This is a genomic window from Amycolatopsis keratiniphila subsp. keratiniphila, from assembly GCF_001620365.2.
GTDB lineage: Bacteria > Actinomycetota > Actinomycetes > Mycobacteriales > Pseudonocardiaceae > Amycolatopsis > Amycolatopsis keratiniphila.
This window is the reverse complement of the sequence record NZ_LQMT02000010.1, coordinates 191141-214141: the sequence shown is the minus strand read 5'-3', so window position 1 is coordinate 214141 and position 23001 is coordinate 191141. Positions and strand designations below refer to the sequence as shown.

Genomic DNA, 23001 nt, shown 5'->3' with positions numbered 1-23001 from the left:
GGCTGGCGGGCTCCTCGGGGCTTAGACGTGATGCAGGGTGTTACGTCGGGGTTTTCGGAGCGGGTCCCGGTATTGGGGTGGGATGAACTCCGGTAGGCCGTCGGCCGCTATGCGTACTTCCCAGTCACCGTGGTGGATCAGGCGGTGATGAAAACCGCAGAGCAGCACGAGATTCCGGAGATCGGTGGGTCCGCCGTCTGCCCAGTGCTCGATATGATGAGCGTGGCAATTCTTCGGTTTCCGATGACAGCCCGGGAACGCACAACCACCGTCACGGATGTTCAACGCCCGTCTTTGGCCCGGTGTGACGAACCGTCTCAGGCGTCCCATATCCAGCGGCTCACCCGAGGTGCCCATCACGACCGGCAACATCAGGCAATCGCAGGCGGCGAGCCGGGCTTCGCGGGCGGTCATCGTCCCGACGAAGTCCAGGCACGCGGTCCCGAGACCCGATCTGAGTTCCTCAAGCCCGACGGTCACATTCACCAAGGTCCGGTAGCCACTGGTTCCCGGCTGATCCGGACACGCGATCGCCAGGTCCAGGAGCTCGGCCCAGGCGTCTCCCATGCGTTCGCACTTCATCCGCAGATCCGCCTGACCGAACTCATCGACAGGGCGTGGCTTGGCATGCGCCTCCAATGCGGCCGCGGTGCGAGCCCCGGTCTCGTCGTCGAGGAGGCCGGTGAGTTTCCAGAACCCGTCTTTGCGGCGTTCCAGGGTGATCTCGCGGCGTGGTTCTTTGGGGTCGGGGTCTTTGGGTTCGTTGCCGTCGGGGTCGAGCCAGCCCAGCAGTTTCGTCTCGGCCTCGGCGAGCTGGCGGGGACCGGCGTGCGGGGCAAGCTCGGCGAGGATCTTCTCCGCGCACGTCCGATCCTCGGCAGAGGTGTCGGCAGGGAGCCGTTTCAAGATCTCCAGGATCTGATCGATCCGTTCGTCCCCGACCAACCCCTGAGCAGCGACAGCGGCGGTGCAGGGAGCAACAGGCGGAACCTCGGTGCCATCCAGAGCGAGGGTGGGGTTCAGGGCGAGAGCCCGTTTCACCACCGCACCCGCCTCACCCCGCGACAACCCCGCCATCTCCGCGAACCAACTCGCCGTAGTGCCATGCCCATACAAGTCTTTGGCGCCACGATTCTCGATCTCCGCCAGGAACTGCCCCAACCCGGCAGTGGCCATGCGAATCACCTGCAAGAACTGCTGCACACCATGCGCAAGCTCCAGCTTGCCGGCACGCCACAACTCCTGCGGCAGTTCGGGGAGGAAGGTCTCGGGCACGACTTGATAATACACCAAGAAATCGAACACGTGTTCGTAATTTTAAGCAACAAGCGAAACGTACGAACAACACTGAAGGGTGATATCGCCCGGCACGAAGCTAGCGCAAAGCGAACACTCCGCATTTAGTCGACCAAATGAGGCCCCTGGAGAAGTCGCGCCATGCGATCGATGTCCTGGCTGCCGGAGTGAGCAGTTGAGGCTGCCTGCTGAGCACTGTTTCAGTGGCGCCCTGCGGATGGGTGTCGCGTAAGAAAGCGCGGCGCATTTAGTCGACTAAATGCGGAACTCAAGCAACAGGCTTCACGTAGCGCAGGCAGGGAACGGAAACCATCCCATCCGGCCCAGCGACCCGATTGTCGAACTCGCCCTCGTCAACCCACCCGCACCGTTCGTAAAACCGCCGCGCCCGCGCATTCCCCGGCGCCACCGCGAGCCAAGCGCGCGAGTGCCCGCCCGCGCTGACCAACCGTTCCGCTTCGGCGAGCAAAGCCCCGGCCACCCCGCTCCCGCGGTGGTCCGACGAAACATAAACCTGTTCGACTTCATCCCCGACGACCATCACGAAACCCGCCACCTCACCGTCCAGCACGGCGACGGTGGTGTCGCCGACGCGTTCCGCGGCCCGCTCCCAGAACGATTCGCGGGTGCGGATCCGGACGAGCGCGTCGGGCACGTTGCCGAGGTGACCGTCCTGCCAGCCGTGGTACCAGATCTTCGCGACGGCGTCAGCGTCCGCGGATGTAGCCGGTCGAAGCGTCATGCGCGAAGTCTAGGAAATCAGCGCGCCGATCCGCCGCTCCACTTCGTCCGCGCTCGCGTTCCCGGCGACCAGCGTCACGATCCGTTCCCCGGGAAGGTCGGCCAGCAGGGTCGGATAGCCCGTGACGCCGAGTTCCCGCGCGCGCCGGAAGTCGTCCGCGGCGGAAACCCGGTCCAGTGCGGCCTCGGCGGCATCGCCGTCCAGGCCCGCGCGCTGCGCGACCACACGATAGGTCGAGACCTCCGAAAGGCTCAGCCCGTCGAGGTAGAAGGCTTCCTGCAGCAGCGCCGCGAGCCGCACCGCGCGGTCCGGCGCGACCTCGCGCAACGCCGCCATCCCGCAGGCGGCGGCCTCGGAGTCCATGACGAACTCGCCGTCCGCGATCAGCCGTTCGTAGCTTTCCCCGAACGGCGCGCCGGTGCGGCGGGTGATCTCGGCGTTGGCTCCCTGGACGTAGCCGAACTGCCGGATCGGTACCCGGCGCCCACCGAGGAACAGGCCGCCGGAAACCACTTCGACCGGCAGATCGGGATGCCGGTGCGCGACGTCGGCCATGGTGCGGGCGAACCCGTAAGACCAGCCGCAGTACGCGTCGAAGACATAGATGAGCTTCATGTCGGGACCAACGATGTCTGACTGGTCAGATATTCCTAGCGGAGCTTGGGGAGTGCGTCACGTGCCGAGTGGCTCAGCGTCCGCAGGTCCTGGGCGAATCGTTCGCGGTGGTCCGCGGGCAGCGGGTCGAGGAAGAGCCGTTGGATGTTCTCGACGTGTACCAGCGCGGCCCGCACCGTCGTCTCTTCGCCTGTCGCGGTCAGCCGGACGAGTTGCACGCGGCGGTCCTGCGGATCGGAGGTACGCACGACCAGACCGAGCGTGGTCATCCGGTCGACCAGCCGCGTCGCGCCGCCGGTGGTCAGCACCTGCTCCTGCGCGATCGCGCGCATGCTCATCCCGGCCTCGCCGGCCCTGCCGACGATCAGGAGGACTTCGAACATCAGGTGCGAGATCCCGCATTCGGCCTCCAGTGCGCGGCCGAGCAGGTATTCGAGCCGGTTCGCCGCGCCCATCATCCGGCCGAAGGCGAGTACACGCGGGTCGTAGGCGGCTTCTTTCGCCGTGGTGATGCCCATTTCAGCTCCCTGCCGACAAGGCCAAATAGACGTCGAGCTGTTCGGTGAACTCGGTCAGATCGGTGCCGAGCAGTTCGCTCGCGCGCCCGATCCGGTACCGCAACGTGTTGACGTGGACGTGCAGCTCCCGCGCGGCCCGCGTCGGCGAGCCGGAGCATTCGAGGAAGACGCGCAGGGTGTGCACCAGATCGGTGCCCTGCTCGGCGTCGTAGCTCAGCAACGGGCCCAGCACCCGCCGCCGCAACGCCGCCCGCAGGTCGTCGGGGGTGCCCGCCAGGAGTAGCCGGTGCATGCCGATCTCGCCGCCCGGGACCACCTCGATCGTCCCGGGCCGTTCCGCCGCCACGGCCAGCGCGTAGCGCGCGACCTCCTTCGCGCCCCGCAGTACCGAGACCGGGGAACGGTCGCTGATCCCGATCAGCACCCGGCGGCACGGCAGCAACGACTCCACTGTGGACAGTGCGGCGGTCACGGTGGCGGGCCACTCTTCCGGCCACTCGCCGTCGTCCTCTGCCACCGCCCAGGTGGTTTCGCCCGCGGGACCGACCAGTGCGCCCGGCGGCAGGAGTTCCGTCAGGATGCCGCGTGCCGCTTCGGAGCCTTCGGTGCGCGCGACGACGAATCGCAGATCGCCGCGCAGCCCGGTCGCGGTCAGCGCCGCGTGCGGATCGCTTCCCTCGTCGAGCGCGGCGAGCAACGGTTCGAGCACCCTGTCGGTGACCGCGCGCACCTCGTCCGCACGTGTGCGCGCGAGGCCGATCAGCCCGGCGAGTTCCTCGGCGATCTCCGCCTGTGCCGCGGTCAGTGCGCCGCCGATCGCGAGCAGCCACGGCACCGCGTGCCTGCCCCCGACGGGGCGGACCGAGACGTCGTCCGCCTCCAGGGAACGCCCGCCGGCGGCGACGAACCGCCGCACGAGTTCCGACGCCGTGCCGGCGGGTTCCACCCAGCAGGGGAGACCGATCTCGGCGCGCGCCCGCTCCAGCAGCGTCTCCACCGACGCGTCTTCCGTCGCCGCTGAAAGCAAACGTTTGCGGGCGCCTTCCGCGGCCGCCGCCAACGCCAGCACCACGCGTTCGGTGACGACCGAGAACGACAGGTCCGCCGGCACTTCCAGCAACGGGATCCCGTGCCGGGTACAGGCTTCGACGAGATCCTCGGGAATGCCGTCGGAATCCGCACCGGACGCCGCGAGCGCCGCGGCCCCGGCCTTCGCCAGCGCGGCGACGAAGGCCTCGGAATCACCCGGCCCGCGCCACCACAGCAATCCGCTCAGGACGAATTCGCCCGCCGACACGTACCGCCCGGGATCGGGCAGCTCCGTGACGTAGATCCGGGACACCGGACGGTCGAGCAGAGCCGTCCCGGCGCGCACGCGCAAGCGCAACCCGGGCAGCGCCAGCAGAGTTTTCACGGTCGTCATCAGGTTTGTAGGAAAGCACAAAACGACCGGCGTGTGCAGGGGAGATTTCATGCTTCGGCACCGTTGCCGCCATACGGGCGCAGGGCGTCTACTGAGTCAGCCGTCACACATCGCCGCCGAACCGAGGAGCCCGAGAGTGGATTTCCTGCGCCCCAGCTCGCTGACCGAGGCGCTCGCCGTCAAGGCCGAGCGACCCGACGCGGTGCCCATCGCGGGTGGTACGGACGTCATGGTGGAGCTCAACTTCGACCACCGCCGCCCCGGCGCGCTGCTCGACCTCAACCGCGTCGCCGAACTCGCCGAGTGGACCGAGACCGACGGCAGGATCCGCCTCGGCGCCTCGGTGCCCTACGTCCGGGTGATCGCTGAGCTGGGTGAAGTTCTGCCCGCGCTGGCGATGGCTTCCCGCACCGTCGGCTCGCCCCAGATCCGCAACCGCGGCACCGTCGGCGGCAACCTCGGTGCCGCGTCGCCCGCCGGTGACACGCATCCCGTGCTGCTCGTGCTCGGCGCCGAGGTCGAGGCCGCCTCCGTCCGCGGCACCCGGCTGATCCCGGCCGAGGAGTTCTACCTCGGCGTCAAGCGCAACGCCCTCGAACCCGACGAGCTGATCACCGCGGTGCACTTGCCCGCCGAGGTCGGCCCGCAGCAGTTCGCGAAGGTCGGCACGCGCAACGCGATGGTCATCGCGGTCTGCTCGTTCGCGCTGGCCTTACACCTGGACACGCGCGAGATCCGCGCGGCGGTCGGCTCGGCGGCGCCGACCCCGCGTCGCGCGACGGCGGCGGAGGAGTTCCTCGGTACCGAGCTTCCCTGGTCCACCAAGGCGTCGCTCACCGATTCCGTCAAACGACGGTTCGGTGAGCTGGTGTCGGAGGCGGCGTCGCCGATCGACGACGTCCGCGGCAGCGCCGATTACCGCAAACACGCGTTGTCCGTCCTGGCGCGACGGACGCTGACCTGGGCGTGGAACGACTTCCAGAAGGGTGAACGCGAGTGCGCGTGAACGTGACGATCAACGGCGAGTCCCGCCAGGCCGACGACGTCTGGGAGGGCGAAAGCCTGCTGTACGTGCTCCGCGAGCGGCTCGGCCTCCCCGGCTCCAAGAACGCCTGTGAGCAGGGGGAATGCGGCTCCTGCACGGTGTACCTCGACGACGTCCCGGTGTGTTCGTGCCTGGTCGCGGCCGGTCAGGTCGAGGGCCGCGAGGTCCGCACGGTCGAAGGGCTCGCCGACGGTGACGCGCTGGACCGGGTGCAGCAGTCCTTTGTGGACGCGGGCGCCGTCCAATGTGGCTTCTGCACGCCTGGCCTCGTGGTGGCCGCGCACGATCTGCTCAACCGGGTGGAAAACCCGGCCGACGAGGAGATTCGCGAGGCCCTGGCGGGGAACCTCTGCCGGTGTACCGGATACGAGAAGATCCTCGACGCCGTCCGGTTGGCCGCGACCAGGGGAGAGACCACGTGAAGACCGTCATCGAGAACGCCGCGATCGCCACCGTCGACGGTGCGGGCACCGAGCACGCTTCGGGCCACGTCGTCATCGAGAACGACCGCATCGCGGCGGTCGGCGCGGGCAAGGCGCCCGCCGGCGAGTACGACGAACGCGTCGACGGCTCCGGCTGCCTGGTCACGCCCGGCCTGATCAACACGCACCATCATCTCTACCAGTGGGCCACGCGCGGTCTCGCCGCCGACCACACCCTCTTCGAATGGCTGGTCGCGCTGTACCCGGTGTGGGGCAGGCTCGACGCCGAGATCACGCACGCGGCGGCCACGGCCGGGCTGACCCGGCTCGCGACCACCGGCTGCACCACGGTCGCCGACCACCACTACGTCTTCCCGCGTGACGGCGGCGACCAGGTGGAAGCCCTCGCCGCCGCCAGGATCCGCGTCGGCGTGCGGCTGCACGTCGTGCGCGGCTCGATGGACCGGGGCGAGTCGCAGGGCGGGCTCCCGCCGGACAACCTCGTCGAGGAGACCGAGGCCGCGCTGCTCGGCACCGAAGCCGCGATCGACCGCTTCCACGACGACTCCGCCGGCGCGCACCTGCAGATCGCGGCCGGCCCCTGCTCCCCGTTCTCGGTGAGCGAGCGGCTGATGACCGGCGCGGCGGAATTGGCGCGCCGCAAGGGGGTCCGGCTCCACACGCATCTCGCCGAGACCGTCGACGAGGAGAAGCAGTGCCTCGCCGAAGTCGGCTGCACCCCGGCCGAATACGCCGACAAACTCGGCTGGCTCGCCGACGACGTCTGGCTCGCGCACTCGATCCACCTCGCCCCGGAGGCGATCCGGCGGATGGGCGCCACCGGCACCGGCGCGGCGCACTGCCCGACGTCCAATGGGCGGATCGGCGCCGGGATCGCCCCGGTCCGGCAGCTGCTCGACGCCGGGGTGCCGGTCGGGCTCGGCGCCGACGGCGCGGCGTCCAACGAATCCGGTGGCCTCGGCGAAGAACTGCACCAGGCGCTGTTGCAGGCGCGGCAGCGTGGCGGACCGCGCGGGCTGACCACGCGGGAAGCGCTGTGGATGGGCACGATGGGCGGCGCGCGCTGCCTCGGCAGGCAGAAGGATCTGGGCTCGATCGAGGTCGGCAAGCTCGCCGACCTCGCGGTCTGGAACCTGAACGGCCTGAACTACGCCGGGATCACCGACCCGGTCGCCGCCTTGGTGCTCGGCACGACCCCGCCGGTCGAGCGGCTGTACGTCGGCGGCGTGACCGTCGTCGAGGGCGGAACCCCGCGCGAGGAATCCGAAGACGAGATCGCCCGTGAGCTGGCCGTGGCCAGTGCCCGGCTGAGGGAGACGGTATGACCACCACTGAAGTCTCCAAGCAGACCACCGAGAACGGCGTGGGGTCGAGCCCGCGCCGGCCCGACGGCACGGTCAAGGTCCGCGGTGAGTTCGCCTACTCCTCGGACCTGTGGCACGAGGACATGCTGTGGGGCGCGACGCTGCGCAGCCCGCATCCGTACGCGCGGATCACCGGTATCGACATCACCGAAGCCCTTGCCGTGCAAGGGGTGTACGCAGTGCTGACGCACGAAGACGTGCCCGGCGTGAACAAGTACGGCCTGGAGCACGCGGATCAGCCGGTGCTCGCCGTCGACGTCGTGCGCTACCAGGGCGAGCCCGTCGCGCTCGTCGCCGCGGACCACCCCGAGACCGCGCGCCGCGCGATGAAACGGATCAAGGTCTCCTACGAGGTCCTCGAACCGGTGACGGATTCCGAGAAGGCCGCCGCCGGCGAGGGAGCCGAGCTGCACCCCGGCGGAAACGTCGTGCGGTACGCCAAGATCCGCCACGGTGACCAGTCGGTGAAGGCCGACGTCGTGGTGTCCGGCGTCTACGAGGTCGGCATGCAGGACCAGGCCTTCCTCGGGCCGGAGTCGGGTATGGCGATCCCGGACACCGAAGGCGGAGTCGACCTGTACGTCGCCACGCAATGGCTCCACGTCGACCAGCAGCAGATCGTCGCCGCGCTGGGCCTGCCCAAGGACAAGGTCCGGCTGACGCTCGGTGGGGTCGGCGGCGCGTTCGGCGGCCGTGAGGACCTCTCGATCCAGGTCCACGCTTGTTTGCTGGCGCTCCACACCGGCAAGCCGGTCAAGATGGTCTACAACCGCGAGGAATCCTTCTACGGCCACGTGCACCGCCACCCGGCGAAGATGTACTACGAGCACGGCGCGGACAAGGACGGCCGGCTCGTCTACGTGAAGGCGAAGCTGTACCTGGACGGTGGCGCGTACGCGTCGTCCACCGGTGCGGTGGTGGCGAACGCGGCCACGCTCGGCGTCGGTCCGTACAATGTGGACAGTGCGTCGGTCGATTGCTGGGGTGTGTACACCAACAACCCGCCGTGCGGTGCGATGCGTGGTTTCGGCGCGGTGCAGGCGGGCTTCGCGTACGAGTCCCAGATGGACAAGCTCGCCGAGGCGTGCGGCATCGACCCGGTGGACATCCGGATCCGCAACGCGATGGCCGAAGGCAGTGTCATGCCCACCGGCCAGATCGTCGACTCGGCCGCGCCGGTCGCCGAACTGCTGGAACGCCTGCGCGCAAAGCCGTTGCCCGTCGCTCATGAAGAACTCGACCTGCGCCGGATGCCCGGCGGGGTTTCCAACACCACGCATGGCGAAGGCGTCGTCCGCGGTGTCGGGTACGCGGTCGGCATCAAGAACATCTGCTTCTCCGAGGGGTTCGACGACTACTCGACCGCCCGCGTGCGGCTGCAACTCGTCGGCGGCGAACCCGCGGCGACCGTGCACACCGCGGCCTGCGAGGTCGGCCAGGGGCTGGTCACGATCATGCAGCAGATCGTGCGGACCGAACTCGGCATCGAACAGGTGACGATCCTGCCGATGGACACCAACATCGGCAACGGCGGTTCGACGTCGGCCTCCCGGCAGAGTTACGTCACCGGCGGCGCCGTGCAGGCCGCGTGCGTCGCGGTGCGCTCAGGGCTGCACAAGCACCTGGCGGGCAAGCTCGCCGCGGACGGGAAGCTGAACGTCGTCGCGAACAAGGTCGTCTCCGCGGACGGCAGTGTGCTCGCGGACCTCGCCGACGTCCTCGGCGACGAGGTCTTCGACGAGACCGTCGAATGGCGGCACCGGCCGACGGTGCCCATCGATCCCGAGACCGGGCAAGGGAACGCGCACGTCCAGTACGGTTTCGCGGCGCACCGCGCGGTCGTGGACGTCGACACCGAACTCGGCCTGATCAAGGTCGTCGCGCTCGACTGCGCGCAGGACGTCGGCAAGGCGCTGAATCCGCAGGCGGTGCTCGGCCAGATCCAGGGCGGTTCCGCGCAGGGGCTCGGGCTCGCGGTGATGGAGGAGATCCAGACCGACGGCGGGAAGATCCGCAATCCGTCGTTCACCGACTACCTGATCCCGACCGTGCTGGACATGCCGCCGATGGACATCGACGTCCTCGAACGGCCCGACCCCAACGCCCCGTATGGTCTGCGCGGGGTCGGCGAGCCGCCGACGATCTCCTCCACCCCGGCGATCGTCGCGGCCATCCGCGCGGCCACCGGGCTCGCGCTGCCCCGCGTCCCGGTGCGTCCCGAACACCTCACCGGCACCTGACAATCCGTACTTTTCCGAGCTAGGAGCACATCCGTGGGTACCCGTTTGTCCATTTCGGAGTCCGACGAGCAGAAATGGCTCGCCGAAGCCGTCCAGCTGGCCACCGCGAACGTCGAAAACGGCGGCGGCCCGTTCGGCGCGATGATCGTCCGCGACGGTTCGGTGCTGGCCACCGGGACCAACCAGGTGACCCCGACGCTGGACCCGACGGCGCACGCCGAGGTGGTCGCGATCCGCGCGGCCTGCCAGGCGATCGGCGACTACAAACTCGACGGCTGCGTTCTCTTGACCTCCTGCGAGCCTTGCCCGCTCTGCCTTTCCGCCGCGCTCTGGGCGCGTGTCGGCAAGGTCGTCTACGCCGCGGACCGCCACGACGCGGCCGAGGCGGGCTTCGACGACCGCGAGTTCTACGACCTCTTTTCCCGCCCGCGCGAGACCTGGTCACTACCCGTCGGCCAACTGTCCCTTTCGGACTCCTTCGCGCCTTTCCAGGCCTGGCTGTCGAAACCCGACAAGAAGGCTTACTAGTCTCTTCCCGCCCCACAACGTTGTGGAGTAGGCATGACCCAATTAGGTACTGAGCGTCCCCACCTGCCCTCGTCCGAGCCGAGGCGGCTGTCCGGGCTCGACCGCTGGTTCAAGATCTCCCATCGCGGCAGCACGATCGGCCGCGAGGTGCGCGGCGGGATCACCACGTTCGTCGCGATGTGTTACATCGTGCTGCTCAACCCGCTCATCCTCGGCGCGTCGGCCGACATCACCGGCGCGAAGCTGACCACCGAGGCGATCACCACCGCGACGGCGCTGGCGGCCGGCGTGACCACGATCCTGATGGGCCTGGTCGGCAACGCGCCGCTGGCGCTCGCGGCGGGCCTCGGCGTGAACGGTGTCGTCGCCTTCCAGATGGCTCCGGCCATGACGTGGGCGCAGGCCTTCGGGCTCGTTGTCCTAGAAGGCTTCTGCATCGTGTTGATGGCCGTTTCCGGGGTCCGGGAACGGATCATCAACGCGATCCCGATGGCGCTCAAGGTCGCGATCACCGTCGGCATCGGGCTCTACATCGCGCTGGTCGGCCTGGTCAGCGCCGGATTCGTGACCAGGACACCGGATTCCGCGCAGTCGACGGTGCCGGTGCGGATGGGGATCGCCGGCCACCTCGAAGGTTGGCCGATCGTGATCTTCTGTCTCGGGCTGCTCCTGATGATCGTACTGGTGAGCCGCGGGGTTCCGGGTGCGGTGCTGATCAGCATCGCGGTCGCGACCGGGCTCGCCGTGCTGGTCAACAGCGTGTTCCACGTCGAAGGCTGGGGCCTGGTCGAGCCCAAGGTGCCCGACCAGGTCGTGGCACATCCCGACTTCAGCCTGCTGGGCGACATCGATCTCTTCGGCGGGTTCGGCTCGGCGGGCGCGGTGACCGCGGCCGTCTTCCTGTTCACGCTGGTGCTTTCCGGCTTCTTCGACGCGATGGGCACGATCACGTCGGTCTCGGAGGAGGCGGGCCTGGTCAAGAACGGCAAGGTCGAGGGGATGGGCCGGATCCTGCTGGTCGACGGCGCGGGCGCGCTGGCGGGCGGCGTCACCGGATCGGCGCCGAACACCGTGTTCCTCGAATCGGCGGCAGGCGTCGGCGAAGGCGCGCGGACCGGGCTGGCGAGCATCGTCACCGGCGGGTTGTTCACCGCGACCCTGTTCCTGACGCCGATCGCGGCCATCGTCCCGGCGCAGGCCGCGGCGCCCGCGCTGGTGGTCATCGGCGGGATGATGATGGCGCAATGCGCGCGGATCCCTTGGCGGGACCTGGATTTCGCGATCCCGGTGTTCCTGACCATCGCGCTGATCCCGTTCACCTACTCGATCACCAACGGGATCGGCGCCGGGCTGGTCGCCTACGTGCTGATCAAGATCTGCAAGGGCAAGATCCGCGAGATCGGCTGGATCCTCGGGATCCTGGCCGCGGTGTTCGGGGTGTACTTCGGGATCGAAGGGATCATGTCGTGGTTCTGATGTTCCTCAACGGCGGCGGGATGCGCGGCGGACCGCTGCACGAACAGTTGCAGGGCGCGCCGCTGTGCTGTGTGGCACGCTCGGCGCCCAAGTACCACTACTACTCCGTGGGCGACCGATTCCCGGCGATGCACGAGGGCGGTTCCGCGTCGGTCGTGGGCGAGGTCTACGACCTGCCGCTCACGGTGCTGCGGGATCACCTCGTCCCCGCCGAACCACCGGAACTGGAACTGGGCGTCATCGAACTGGAGGACGGCGCGGCCTGTCTCGCCACCGTCCTGCGTGCGTCCTATGTGGACTCATCCGAGCTGACCGATATCTCCGAGGTGGGGGACTGGCGGGCGTATCTCGCGTCCCGCTAGGGGTTCTGTGAAGGCCTCCCCGCGGGGAGGCCTTCACAGAACGTCAGAGCACGAAGACGAGATCGCTCACCGCGGAGTGGAACATCTCGGGCGAGCCCGCGTAGAAGGCCCGCCAGGCGCCGGGCTTGCGGTGTTCGGCCGAAGCCGCGAAGGCCCAGGTGGTGCCGTTCCAGGTGGCGGTGACCGTCGCCGCGGTGGTCCAGCGGTAGGTGCTGAACGAGAAGTACTGGAGCTCGACCGGGATCGGGTTCGCGGTGTACCGGCCGGGGAACTCGATCGTGCCGGAGCCGGTCACCGCCTTGGCCGCGTCCCGCCCCGCCGCGAACGACGTGATCTTCGCCGGGTGCAGCACGACGATCTTCGCGGTATCGGCGCCCGAGTTCGCGATCGCCGGGTCGGTGGAGAAGAAGTCGGCGCGGTAGTTGCCGGTGCGGATCGGGGTCAGCGTGGCGCTGTAGGCACCGGCCGCGTCGGTGACCGGCTTGGCCTGGGCCTCACCGCAGAAGCCGTTGAAACAGAACGAGATGCCCACCTCGGCGCCCGCGATCGGGGTGGCGTCGGCCTTGGTGAGCTTCCCGGAGATCGTGACGGTCTGGCCCGCGTCGATCTTGGTGCTGCTGGTGGTCGTGGTGAGGGTGGACGGCTGGACCTCGGCGGCGGTCGCGGGTACCGCGCCGGCGGTGAGCAGTGCGGCCACGGCGATGGTGCCGATCACGAGCTTCCTGATGATCATGGGCTCCCCAAACGGATTCCGGTGTTGGCGACGGCTAGGTCGGCCGGAAGCCGTCGTCCGTTGCGGGGAAATCCCTGTGTTCAGAAGCCCGCCGTCGGTGCTTCACGCATCGGGGAGCAGCGTTCGCGCGAAGGCCACGGACGACGCCCCCGCCACCTCGAGCGCTTCCGTGTCACGCAGTGAACGGCTCAACACGAACGCCCCTTCGAGGCTGTTCACCAAAGCGATCGTGAGCCGCCGCGCGGACTCGGGTTCGAGGCCGTACTTGCCCAGCTTCTCGGCCCCGGTCTCGATCCACGCGGTGAACACGTCGGCGGTGGCGATCCGCAGCTTTTCGTTGGTGCTGGCGACCTCCAGCGCCACCGTCGCGATGGGGCACGCGTCGGCGTAGTCGGTCGCCTTCAGTGTCTCGGCGGCGCTGGCGAAGCAGGCCTCGATACCGTGGATCAGGTCCGGCTCGTCGGCGAAGAAGATCTCGAACAGCGCGAGGTACATCATCCCCGAAGTGCGGATGACCTCCTCTCCGAGCTGTTCCTTGCCGCCGGGGAAGAAGTGGTACAGCGAGCCGAAGGGCGCGTTCGCCGCCTCGACGATCTGCTTGACCCCGGTGCCGGTGTACCCGTTGCGCCGGAGCAGCTCGGCGCCGGCGTTGACGATGCGTTCCCGCGTTCCAGTCACGCCCTCCATGATAGAGCGTTCTATCAAGTTCCGGTGGCCCCTTCGACCTTGGTTCACCTTCCGGCGCTACCTGCGGTCGATGTTCGCGTGGTGTGCCCGGCCCTAGCGTCTGGAGCCGTTGGGAATCCAAGGAAGAAGGGGGAAGAACATGAAGCGGCTCTTGGCCGTCGGGTTGCTCCCGGTGATCGTGGGCGGGTTGCTCGCCGGGGCAGGCACGGCTTCGGCGGGCGTCCCGGCGCACTACGCCGACCAGAAGCTGGATTGGCATCCTTGCGCGGTGGAGGAACTGGTCACGTTGCCGCCGGGCACCGATATCAGCGGGCTCGAATGCGCGACATTCCGCACTCCTCGCGACTGGGATCGCGCGGGCGAGCGGCAGGACCTGACCATCGCGGTCAGCAGGCTGAAGTCCACCGGGACTTCGACGGCCTCGCTGCTCACCAACCCGGGTGGGCCGGGCGGTCCCGGGCGCTGGTTCCCGGTGACCTTCCGCGGACAGGAGAAACTGCGCGAGCACCAGGACATCATCGGCATCGACGTGCGCGGGACCGGCAAGAGCACGAACGTCACCTGCCGGGGCACGGCCGACCTCATCCGGCAGCTGGATCCGCGCGATCGTGACCCGCGCAATCTGAACCAGATCCTGGCCAACGCCGAGTACGTGGCGAAGTCCTGCCAGAGCGCCGGCGGCGAACTCGGGCCGCTGATCACCACGTATCAGACGATCCGGGATTTCGATCTGCTCCGGACGCTGCTCGGCCGGGAGAAGATCAACTGGGTCGGTTACTCGGGCGGCACCTGGCTGGGGGCGCATTACGCGCAGCAGTTCCCGCAGCGGACCGGGCGGTTCGTGCTGGACTCCGCGACGGAGTTCACCACGGACTGGCAGAAGACGTTCGACCGGCAGCCGGTCGGTTTCGAACGGCGCTGGCGGCAGGACTTCCTGCCGTGGATGGCGCGGTACGACGCCGAGTACCACTTCGGCACCAACGGCGAAGAGGTCCGGCAGACCTACGAGCGGGTCCGCTATGCCTTGTCCCGCAACCCGATGGACGGGAAGGGGCCGATGGAGCTCGACACCGCCATCGTCTACATGCTCTACAAGAAGGCGACCTTCCCGGCGCTGGCCGAACTGCTGGTCAAGGTCCGGGGCGCGATGGAGAACCCGCAGGCGAAGGCCGAGGCCAAGGCCGCCGTCGAGGCGGCGGGTGACCACCCCGACGCGCAGGACGCCACCTTCTGGAACACCCTCTGCGGTGAGGGACGTTTCATCGGCACCCGCGAGTCGCTGATCCGCGCTTCGCAGCGGAACCTGGACCGCGGTCTGCTCCTGGCGGGTGGCGGCACGCTGAACGCCTCGGTCTGCCTGTTCTGGGACAAGGAACCCCGTCCGCTGCCGAAGATGGACGGCAAGGGGGTCCCGCCGGTGCTGATCGTGCACTCCGAGCACGACCCGGCCACGGCGATCGAGGGCGCCAGGAAGGCGCACGCCGGGTTCGCGAACTCGCGGATGCTGACCGTGACCGGTGAGGGTGACCACGGGCTCTACGCCGACGGGAACCCCAAGCTGGACGAGATCGTGGACGCCTACCTGGTCGACGGGGTGGTCCCCACCGACCAGAGCGTCCCCGGGATGCCGCTGCCGGTGCCCTAGAAGGCGGCGAGGGTGTGCCAGGCGAGACCGGCGTCCTCGGCGTCGTCTCGGAGGACGACACCCTCGATCAGGCCGTACGGGCGGTCGGCGGCGTAGAAGACCTCGTTGTCGTTCTTCAGCCCGAAGGGTGACAGGTCCACCAGGAAGTGGTGCTTGTTCGGCAGTGAGAGCCGGACTTCGGCGACTTCTTCGCGTTCCTTGAGCACAGCCTCTCCCATGGCGTACAGCGTCTGCTGCAGGGAGAGGCTGTGCTTGTCCGCGAAGGTCTCCAGCATGATCCGCCGGACCTCCGCGTGGCTCGTGGCCCAGTCGATCCCGTCGCCCTGGTAGCGCCAGCGCGCGGTCACGGCGGTGGCGAGGATCCGGTCGTTCGTCTCGGCGAGCGTCGTGTACTCGTCGCGGGGGAAGCCGTGGAACTCCGAGCCGGTCGACTTGAGCACCACGAGATCGTCCAAACCGGACACCACCCAGGCCTGGTCACCCTGGACGGTCACGGCGGTCGTCCGCTTTTCGCTGCCCGCTTGGGAGAACGCGTGGTCGTGGCCCGAGATGCGGTTCCAGCCGTGTTCGTCGATGAGGATCCGGGCGCCGGTGATGTGCTCGAACGAGCCCACGAAGTGGCGTCCGAGCCGCAGCGCGAAGTCCTCGATCTCGCCGACAGGGGCTTCCTTGGCGAAGGCGTAGACGGTGTTCTTCTGCGTGTCGGTCGCGACGACGTCGGCGTTGTCGCCGGTGAGGTGCGTCGCCGCTAGGTCGCCGCGAAGCGACGTCGAAACGGTGAGGTCCTTGAGGTGGTGGACGGTGCCTTCGCGCTGAACGGTGACGAGCCGGACTTCGGCCTTGCCGTACTGGTTGGGGCCCAGGGTGATGGCCACGGGCGATCAGCTCCCTCGATAGGTGGAATAGGCGAACGGGCTCAGCAGCAACGGCACGTGGTGGTGCTCGGTCCCGTCGGCGATGCGGAAGGTCAAGGTGACTTCGGGGAAGAAGGAGTCCGGCCCGAGGTAGGCGCCGGTGTCGAAGATCAGCCGGTACACCCCGGGTTCCAGGGTGTCCGGGCCGAGGTCGCGGATGCGGCCGTCGGCGTCGGTCCGGCCTTCGGCGACGGGATCACCCGCGCCGGTTTCGAGCCGGACGCCGACGTCCGCGGCGGGGCGTCCCGCGGCGGTGTCGAGGATGTGCGTGGTCACGAGGCTCATGCCGTCACCGCCTTCTCCAGCCGCAGCGCGGCGATCTTGGCCAGCTCTTGACCGGCCACTTCGAGTTCCTTCTCGGGGTCGTTCGAAAGCCTCGAACGGAGGTTCTCCAGCAGCTCGGCGCCGCTCCGGCCGCTCGCGCAGACCAGGAAGACATGACCGAACGTCGCTTCGTACTCGGCGTTGGCCGCGGCGAACTCGCGTGCCGCGGCACCGTCCACACCGGACTGTTCGGAGCGCGACCAGCCCGCTTCGGTGCTCTGGCCGCCGGCTTTCTCCCCGATCCGGGGATGGGCCGCCATGGCGCGCCGGACCTCTTCGGGGCGCAACGGGGTGAGCGTTTCGGACGCGGCGAGCAGCGCGGCGAGATCGGCGTACGGACGCCTGGCCAGCAGGGTTTCCACCCAGCGCGGGACGTCGAGGCAGGCGGTCAGCGCCGGCCGGACGTCCTGTGCGGGAGCCTGGTTGAACTCTCGAATGGTGAGCGGCACGGGAACTGACGGTACGGCGACGCTTCCGCCGTCGTCAACATTTTGTTGAAACGACTCTTCAGTCTTGGTCGCGGTTGAGGTAGTTGTAGACCGTGAACCTCGTGACCCCCAGTGCCTCGGCGACGGTCGACACCGACTTGCGGAGGCCGAACGCGCCGCGTTCCTTGAGCAGTCGCACCGCGCGCTGCTTGGCGGCGCGGTCGAGGGTGTCGAGTTTCCCGCCGAGTTCGCGTTCGACGTCGCCGATGAGGCGGGCCAGCGCGCTGTGCAGTTCGACGGCAGGCTCGCTCGTGTCGTCGCCGACCTGCCGGAGCTGGAGGGTCACGCGCGTCGCGCCGCCGTCCAGCGCCGCCCTGGCGATGGCGGGAAGCGCGTCGAGGAGGGCGTCGGCGTCGCCGCGGACGAGGGTGCCTAGCGGGCCGAAGTCGGCGGACAGACCCGCGCCTTCCGCGGTGTCGCGGGCTTTGACGGCGTGCTCGGGTGGTGGCCCCTCGCCGTGGAACGGTTCGCTGGTGAACTCGGCTTCTAACTGCACGAAGCGAAGGTAGCGCCGCTTGGGCTCGTTGACGAGCAGGATGACCGGAGTTAATGTCGGAGTGCGAAACCTCGATTCCACTCAGTGGAAGTTGGAGGCTTTTAGATGGACTTGGTGATCAAAGCCGCCCGAGCCGTGACGGCCGCCGGAGAGGTACCCGCGACCATCGGCGTCGACGGCGGCCGCATCGTCGCGGTGGAACCCGCCGGAGCCGATCTGGACGGCGATCGGGTACTCGAACTCGGCGAGGACGTCGTCCTGCTGCCGGGGCTCGTCGATACGCACGTGCACGTCAACGACCCGGGCCGCACCGAATGGGAGGGGTTCGCCTCGGCGACCCGCGCGGCCGCGGCGGGCGGCGTCACCACGATCGTGGACATGCCGCTGAACAGCCTGCCGCCGACGGTCGACGTCGCGTCGCTGGAGGTGAAGCGCAAGACCGCCGAGGGCAAGGTGCACGTCGACGTCGGGTTCTGGGGCGGCGCGATCCCCGGCAACCTCGCGGATCTGCGCGGTTTGCACGAGGCAGGCGTCTTCGGCTTCAAATCCTTCCTGCTGCATTCCGGCGTCGATGAGTTCCCGCCGCTGGACGCGCGCGGGCTCGAAGAGGCGATGACCGAACTGCGGACCTTCGACGGCATGATCATCGTGCACGCGGAGGACTCCGACGCGATCGATCACGCGCCCGACCCGCACGGCGAGAAATACGAAGACTTCCTGCACTCGCGGCCGCGCGGCGCGGAGAACGTGGCGATCGCGCAGGTCATCGAGCTGGCGAGGAAGACCGGCGTCCGCGCGCACATCCTGCATCTGTCCTCTTCGGACGCGTTGCCGATGGTCGAGAGCGCGCGGCGCGACGGCGTCCGGCTGACCGCCGAGACCTGCCCGCACTACCTGAGCTTCACCGCGGAGGAGATCGGCGACGGCGCCACGCAGTTCAAATGCTGCCCGCCGATCCGCGAGGCCGGGAACCGCGAGCTGCTGTGGAAGGGCCTCGCGGATGGCGTCATCGACTGCGTGGTGACCGACCATTCGCCGTGCACCCCCGAGCTGAAACGCTTCGACAGCGGCGATTTCGGGCTCGCCTGGGGCGGGATCGCCGGTCTGCAACTGGGCCTGCCCGCCGTCTGGACCCAGGCGCGGCAGCGCGGCTTCGCCCTCACCGACGTCGTCCGCTGGATGGCCGAACATCCGGCCGCGCAGGCGGGGATGCGCCGCAAGGGGCATCTCGCGCCGGGCTACGACGCCGACTTCAGCGTGTTCGCACCCGACGAGGCTTTCGTCGTCGACGTCGCGAAATTGAAGCACCGCAACCCGGTCAGCGCCTACCACGGACGGCCGCTGGCCGGTGTCGTCCGGAGCACGTGGTTGCGGGGCGAGGAGATCACCGGTGAAGACCCGGCAGGCGTTCTGCTGACCCGGGGTGATTGCTGAGATGGAGGATGCCGTGAACGACCGTCCTGAGTGGACAGCCCTGCCCGACCTGGCCTCGCGCAAGTTCGGCGGGACCGTGATGTGGGCGACGGACGAGTTGTTCGCCGAGAAGGAGAACCTGGTCAACCCCTGGGTACCGGCGCATCAGACGGAGACCTTCGGCCCCAAGGGCCAGGTCTACGACGGCTGGGAGACCCGGCGGCATCGCGAACCCGGCGACGACCAGGCCGTGATCCGGCTCGGCCTGGCGGGCGCGATCACCGGCGTCATCGTGGACACCGCGTTCTTCAAGGGCAACTACCCGCCGTTCGTCTCGGTCGAGGCGTGCGCCGTCGACGGTTATCCCAGCGCGGCCGAAGTGGCCGAAGCGGACTGGGACGTGCTGGTGAAACGCGGCGCGGCGGCGGGGCACACGGAGAACTTCTTCGAGATCGGCGGGAGCAAGCGCTACACGCACGTCCGGCTGACCATGCATCCGGACGGCGGCGTGGCCCGGCTGCGCGTGCACGGCACGCCGATCCCGGACCCGCGCCTGCTCGACCTCGGCGCGCTCGACCTGGCCGCGCTGGAGAACGGCGCGGTGGTCACCGGGTGCAGCAACATGTTCTATTCCTCGCCCAACAACCTCTTCTCGCCGGGCCTCGCCGCGCATCAGGCCGAGGGCTGGGAGACCGCGCGGCGCCGGGACGACGGGAACGACTGGGTCACGGTGCGGCTCGCCGGCACGGGCGTCGTCCGGTTCGCCGAGTTCGACAACAGCAACCTCAAGGGGAACGCGCCGGGCTGGGCGTCGCTGAGCGGCCGGGACGGCGACGGCGAATGGGTCGAGCTGCTGCCCAAGACGCGGTTGCAGCCGGACACGCGGCACCGGTTCGCCCTCGCCGCCGGCCCCGAGGTGACCGAAGTCCGTCTCGACATCTATCCCGACGGCGGGATGGCACGCCTACGCCTCTTCGGCGCGCTTTCGGAGCGTGGCCGCGCCGACATCGCTTCGCGTTTCGAGGCGGCTCAGGACTGAGCGTCGCGCCGGTTCAGGTACGCGGAGAACAACGAGAGGACGATGCCGACCGAGAAGATCGCGGTGAGCCACCAAGCGCCGCCGATGGACAGGTTCCACACCAGGGCACCCGCCATGAGCAGTGCCATGACGATGTTCCTGATCTGCAGCGGCGTCGGTTTGGCCATGCCGCCACCCTCTCACGGGCCGGGGCAGACCCTGGTCAGGGGGCGGACTGGCGACGCGAACTGATCACGCCGGTGTTGAACCCGGCGAGGTGGAGCCCACCGGCGAACCGGGCGTGCTCGATCTTCACGCAGCGGTTCATCACCACGTCCAGCCTCGCCTCCTTGGCGAGGTCGGCGACGGGCTCGTGCCACAGGCCCAGCTGAAGCCAGAGCGTGCGCGCTCCGGCCTTGACGACCTCCTCGGCCACGCCGGGGAGGTCGTCGTGTTTGCGGAACACGCTGACCAGGTCGGCCTCACCGGGCACGTCGGCCAGCGACGGGTACACCGGCCGCCCGAGGAGTTCGTCCAGCCGCGGGTTCACGAAGTTGACCTCGTACTTGCTGGAGGAGAGCAGGTACGTCGCCACGAAGTAGCTCGGCCGCGCGGGGTTGTTCGAGGCACCGACGATGGTCACCGACCTCGTCCGAGCGAGGATGCGGCGCCTCTCGACGGCGCCGACGTCGTAGCTCATCCCGCCACCGCCTTGCCGAGTGCCTGATCGAGATCCCACAGGATGTCGTCGACGTCCTCCAGCCCGACCGACAGGCGGATCAGGTCCGCACCCACCCCGGCCGAACGCAACTGGTCTTCGGAGAGCTGCTGATGGGTGGTGGACGCCGGATGGATGACCAGCGTCCGCGCGTCCCCGACGTTCGCCAGATGCGACAGCAGCTCGACCGAGTTCACGAACGTTTCCCCGGCAGCGCGGCCGCCGTCGACGCCGAAGGAGAACACGGCACCCGGCCCGGCCGGCAGGTACTTCTTCGCGCGATCGTGGTGTGGGTGGTCCGGCAGGCCCGCGTAGTTCACCCAGGCCACCCGGCTGTCGTTCGCGAGGTACTCCGCGACGGCTCGCGCGTTGGCGACGTGGGCGTCCATCCGCTGCGGCAGCGTCTCGACCCCTTGTAGCAGCAGGAAGGCCGAGTGCGGCGAGAGGACGGCGCCGATGTCGCGCAACTGCTCGGCGCGAAGCCGGGTGCAGAAGGCGTACTCGCCGAAGTTCTCCCAGTACTTCAGGCCGCCGTAGCTCTCGACGGTCTCTGTCATCCTCGGGAACTTCCCGTTGCCCCAGTCGAACTTCCCGGACTCGACGACCACCCCGCCCAGCGTGGTCCCGTGCCCGCCGAGGAACTTCGTCGCCGAATGCAGCACGATGTCCGCGCCGTGTTCGATCGGGCGGCACAGGTACGGCGTCGCCAAGGTGGCGTCGACGACCAGCGGGATGTCGTGCGCGTGCGCGAGTTCCGCCAGACCGGCGATGTCGGCGATCCCTCCGCCGGGATTGCCGATGACCTCGGTGAAGATCAGCTTCGTCCGGTCGGTGATCGCGGCCGCGTAGTCCTGGATGCCGTCTCCGCCGACGAAGGTGGTCTCGATACCGAAGCGGCGCAGCGTCCCGGTGAGTTGCGTGACCGTGCCGCCGTAGAGCCCGCCCGCCGAGACGATGTGGTCGCCCGCCTCGGCGAGGGCGGAGAACGTCAGGAACTCCGCCGCCTGACCACTGCCGGTCGCGACCCCGCCGATCGCGCCTTCGAGGCTGGCCAAACGCTCCTCAAAGGCCGCGACCGTCGGGTTGCCGATGCGGCTGTAGATGTTGCCGTATTTCTGCAGCGCGAACAGGTTCGCCGCGTCGGCCGCGTCCTCGAAGACGAAGCTCGTGGTCTGGTAGATGGGCACGGCGCGGGCGCCGGTCGCCGGGTCGGGCGTCCCGCCCGCGTGCAGGGCGCGGGTGCGGAAGCCCCAGGTGCGTTCACTCATCGCGCCCGACGCTACCTCGCGTCCCACCCCGTGACCATCGTTCCCAGCCTGTGGCTACTTGCGGTCCAGGGTGATCACGGTGCCGGGGCGGTGACCGTTCCGGCGCGGGGTGACCGGACGCGGTTCACGGGACACCGCGACCCCGGCGGGCCGGTGGCGGTCGACCGGCAGTACCTCGCGCGAGTTCGTCCGGTCGGCCAGCCGCAGGGACTGCGCCGAGGTCAGCCACTCTTCGGCGGGCTCCGCGATTTCGAGCAGCAGCGCCTCGAACTCCGACCGGGTGGTCTCGAGGATGTGCGGCGCCGCGAGCCACCGCAGCACCTGACGTCCGGTGACCGCCATCCGCTGCCGTGGTGAGGACACCAGCCGCTGGTCGAAGTAGCGGATCAGCACCTCGTCCACGGTGTCCCACGCGTTGGCCGCGCCGAAGAGGTCCAGCACGTCCTCCGAACCGAGGATCTTGAACGCCTCGGTCAGCAGCTGCATGACCTCGACCCGCAGTACGTTCAGGTGACCGTACGAAGTGAACTTCAGGTTGTTCCGCAGGTCGAGACCGCTGCGCCGGACGACCGCCACACTGCCGAAACTCGGGTCGTACGCGCGTTCGCGGACGACGTCGGAGATCCGCTTGTCCCGCCAGAACAAGGCGACCTGGTTGCTGAACTGGGTGAACAGCTGGTGGAAATCGGTGTTCGGCCGCGAGTTCGCCGAGCCGAGCCCCTTGCCGTAGCCCAGCACACGCCGGTACGCGCTGACGCGATCCCGCCGGGTGTAGCGCAGGACGTCGCGCCGGTCGAACCGGTACAGCCCGAACGCGCCGGGGCCGTCCGAAAGCCGGATGGCGCCACCCTGGAACAGCTCCTGCAGCTTCTGCACCACGCGGAACACACCGATCCGTTCGTGCTGGTACAGGTAGTACAGATCGCCGACCGCGATGACCCGTTCCGAGGCGACGGTCTCGTCGTAGGCGTCGACACCCGGTGGCATCGCCGTCGCGCCGAGGTCCGCGGCCGAACCGTCGCCCAGCCCGACGAGCTGCGCGATCCCGCCGTCCGCCGGCCCCGGTTTGCCCCGCTGTTCGGCCTCGACGGCGGTGAGCATGTCGTCGAGCTGTTTGAGGACCGCGTCGCCGAGTTTCGGATCGCTGCCCAGTTCGTTCGCGAGCTTCCCGGCGACCTGGCCGCGCAAGGCCGCGACCCGGTCGAAGAGTTCCCGGTATTCCTTTTCCGTGCCCATCGTCTTCCT

25 protein-coding genes are annotated in these 23001 nt (G+C 68.8%); 10 read left to right on the top strand and 15 right to left on the bottom strand.

Annotated features, from left to right (window positions below; genetic code table 11):
• Window positions 1–21: 21 nt before the first annotated feature.
• The 5 genes from AVR91_RS09255 to AVR91_RS09235 all read right to left on the bottom strand — a co-directional run bounded on the left by AVR91_RS09255 (window position 22) and on the right by AVR91_RS09235 (window position 4594).
• The gene (locus tag AVR91_RS09255; RefSeq protein WP_076857307.1) at window positions 22–1275 is read right to left on the bottom strand and encodes an HNH endonuclease signature motif containing protein; all 1254 of its coding nucleotides are present in this window, start codon (window positions 1273–1275) and stop codon (window positions 22–24) included.
• Between the two features lie 289 nt (window positions 1276–1564).
• Window positions 1565–2038 (bottom strand): GNAT family N-acetyltransferase, encoded by a 474-nt coding sequence (locus AVR91_RS09250; protein WP_063273034.1) that lies wholly within the window; start codon window positions 2036–2038, stop codon window positions 1565–1567.
• 9 nt (window positions 2039–2047) lie between these two features.
• Complete coding sequence (locus AVR91_RS09245; protein ID WP_063273033.1) at window positions 2048–2653, bottom strand: DsbA family protein; 606 nt, start codon at window positions 2651–2653, stop codon at window positions 2048–2050.
• A gap of 35 nt (window positions 2654–2688) precedes the next feature.
• Window positions 2689–3171, bottom strand: a complete 483-nt coding sequence (locus AVR91_RS09240; RefSeq protein ID WP_063273032.1) for a MarR family winged helix-turn-helix transcriptional regulator — start codon at window positions 3169–3171, stop codon at window positions 2689–2691.
• A gap of 1 nt (window position 3172) precedes the next feature.
• Window positions 3173–4594, bottom strand: coding sequence for a PucR family transcriptional regulator (locus AVR91_RS09235; protein ID WP_063273031.1), 1422 nt, complete (start codon window positions 4592–4594; stop codon window positions 3173–3175).
• Between the two features lie 136 nt (window positions 4595–4730).
• Here AVR91_RS09235 and AVR91_RS09230 point away from each other — a divergent pair, with 136 nt between their 5' ends.
• From AVR91_RS09230 to AVR91_RS09200, 7 genes are read left to right on the top strand one after another with little or no spacing between them, the layout of a single operon-like run.
• Window positions 4731–5600, top strand: a complete 870-nt coding sequence (locus AVR91_RS09230) for an FAD binding domain-containing protein (protein ID WP_063273030.1) — start codon at window positions 4731–4733, stop codon at window positions 5598–5600.
• Entirely contained in the window at window positions 5591–6061 is a 471-nt protein-coding gene (locus AVR91_RS09225; RefSeq protein ID WP_063273029.1) for a (2Fe-2S)-binding protein, read from the top strand. Before AVR91_RS09230 ends, AVR91_RS09225 begins: the two co-directional genes overlap by 10 nt.
• Window positions 6058–7407, top strand: a complete 1350-nt coding sequence (locus AVR91_RS09220; protein ID WP_063273028.1) for an 8-oxoguanine deaminase — start codon at window positions 6058–6060, stop codon at window positions 7405–7407. The genes AVR91_RS09225 and AVR91_RS09220 overlap by 4 nt, the downstream gene beginning before the upstream one ends.
• Entirely contained in the window at window positions 7404–9686 is a 2283-nt protein-coding gene (gene pucD, locus AVR91_RS09215) for a xanthine dehydrogenase subunit D (protein ID WP_063273027.1), read from the top strand. Before AVR91_RS09220 ends, pucD begins: the two co-directional genes overlap by 4 nt.
• Before the next feature lie 33 nt (window positions 9687–9719).
• Complete coding sequence (locus tag AVR91_RS09210) at window positions 9720–10214, top strand: nucleoside deaminase (protein ID WP_083715737.1); 495 nt, start codon at window positions 9720–9722, stop codon at window positions 10212–10214.
• A gap of 33 nt (window positions 10215–10247) precedes the next feature.
• Entirely contained in the window at window positions 10248–11690 is a 1443-nt protein-coding gene (locus AVR91_RS09205; protein WP_063273026.1) for an NCS2 family permease, read from the top strand.
• On the top strand, window positions 11681–12052 hold the full coding sequence (locus AVR91_RS09200) for an allophanate hydrolase-related protein (protein WP_063273025.1): 372 nt from the start codon (window positions 11681–11683) through the stop codon (window positions 12050–12052). Before AVR91_RS09205 ends, AVR91_RS09200 begins: the two co-directional genes overlap by 10 nt.
• 43 nt (window positions 12053–12095) lie before the next feature.
• Here AVR91_RS09200 and AVR91_RS09195 read toward each other — a convergent pair whose 3' ends face one another.
• Window positions 12096–12785 (bottom strand): Ig-like domain-containing protein, encoded by a 690-nt coding sequence (locus tag AVR91_RS09195; protein WP_063273024.1) that lies wholly within the window; start codon window positions 12783–12785, stop codon window positions 12096–12098.
• 102 nt (window positions 12786–12887) lie between these two features.
• Window positions 12888–13472: a TetR/AcrR family transcriptional regulator gene (locus AVR91_RS09190; protein ID WP_063273023.1), complete on the bottom strand. Its 585-nt coding sequence runs from the start codon at window positions 13470–13472 to the stop codon at window positions 12888–12890.
• A 139-nt stretch (window positions 13473–13611) separates the two neighbouring features.
• Between AVR91_RS09190 and AVR91_RS09185 the strand changes: the two genes are divergently transcribed.
• A complete protein-coding gene (locus tag AVR91_RS09185) occupies window positions 13612–15117 on the top strand; it encodes an alpha/beta hydrolase (protein WP_063273022.1) in 1506 nt (501 codons plus the stop codon).
• Here the strand turns inward: AVR91_RS09185 and pucL are convergent.
• From pucL to AVR91_RS09165, 4 genes are read right to left on the bottom strand one after another with little or no spacing between them, the layout of a single operon-like run.
• On the bottom strand, window positions 15114–15992 hold the full coding sequence (gene pucL / locus AVR91_RS09180; RefSeq protein WP_016336257.1) for a factor-independent urate hydroxylase: 879 nt from the start codon (window positions 15990–15992) through the stop codon (window positions 15114–15116). The two genes, AVR91_RS09185 and pucL, sit on opposite strands and share 4 nt — an antisense overlap.
• A 6-nt stretch (window positions 15993–15998) precedes the next feature.
• The gene (gene uraH, locus AVR91_RS09175) at window positions 15999–16316 is read right to left on the bottom strand and encodes a hydroxyisourate hydrolase (protein WP_063273021.1); all 318 of its coding nucleotides are present in this window, start codon (window positions 16314–16316) and stop codon (window positions 15999–16001) included.
• On the bottom strand, window positions 16313–16804 hold the full coding sequence (gene uraD, locus AVR91_RS09170; RefSeq protein WP_063273020.1) for a 2-oxo-4-hydroxy-4-carboxy-5-ureidoimidazoline decarboxylase: 492 nt from the start codon (window positions 16802–16804) through the stop codon (window positions 16313–16315). Before uraD ends, uraH begins: the two co-directional genes overlap by 4 nt.
• A gap of 58 nt (window positions 16805–16862) precedes the next feature.
• Entirely contained in the window at window positions 16863–17339 is a 477-nt protein-coding gene (locus AVR91_RS09165; protein ID WP_063273019.1) for a helix-turn-helix domain-containing protein, read from the bottom strand.
• Between the two features lie 105 nt (window positions 17340–17444).
• Here AVR91_RS09165 and allB point away from each other — a divergent pair, with 105 nt between their 5' ends.
• Together allB and alc are read left to right on the top strand one after the other, a co-directional pair.
• Entirely contained in the window at window positions 17445–18773 is a 1329-nt protein-coding gene (gene allB, locus AVR91_RS09160) for an allantoinase AllB (RefSeq protein ID WP_063273018.1), read from the top strand.
• A gap of 1 nt (window position 18774) precedes the next feature.
• Window positions 18775–19791 (top strand): allantoicase, encoded by a 1017-nt coding sequence (alc, locus tag AVR91_RS09155; protein WP_063273017.1) that lies wholly within the window; start codon window positions 18775–18777, stop codon window positions 19789–19791.
• On the opposite strand, the gene AVR91_RS43325 is transcribed toward alc, so the two are convergent.
• From AVR91_RS43325 to AVR91_RS09140, 4 genes are read right to left on the bottom strand one after another with little or no spacing between them, the layout of a single operon-like run.
• A complete protein-coding gene (locus tag AVR91_RS43325; protein ID WP_167337779.1) occupies window positions 19782–19958 on the bottom strand; it encodes a hypothetical protein in 177 nt (58 codons plus the stop codon). The genes alc and AVR91_RS43325 overlap by 10 nt on opposite strands.
• 35 nt (window positions 19959–19993) lie before the next feature.
• A complete protein-coding gene (locus AVR91_RS09150; RefSeq protein WP_063273016.1) occupies window positions 19994–20470 on the bottom strand; it encodes a CoA-binding protein in 477 nt (158 codons plus the stop codon).
• Window positions 20467–21756: an O-acetylhomoserine aminocarboxypropyltransferase/cysteine synthase family protein gene (locus AVR91_RS09145; protein WP_063273015.1), complete on the bottom strand. Its 1290-nt coding sequence runs from the start codon at window positions 21754–21756 to the stop codon at window positions 20467–20469. The genes AVR91_RS09150 and AVR91_RS09145 overlap by 4 nt, the downstream gene beginning before the upstream one ends.
• Window positions 21757–21810: 54 nt before the next feature.
• Window positions 21811–22992, bottom strand: coding sequence for a hypothetical protein (locus AVR91_RS09140; protein WP_037342298.1), 1182 nt, complete (start codon window positions 22990–22992; stop codon window positions 21811–21813).
• Window positions 22993–23001 lie beyond the last annotated feature (9 nt).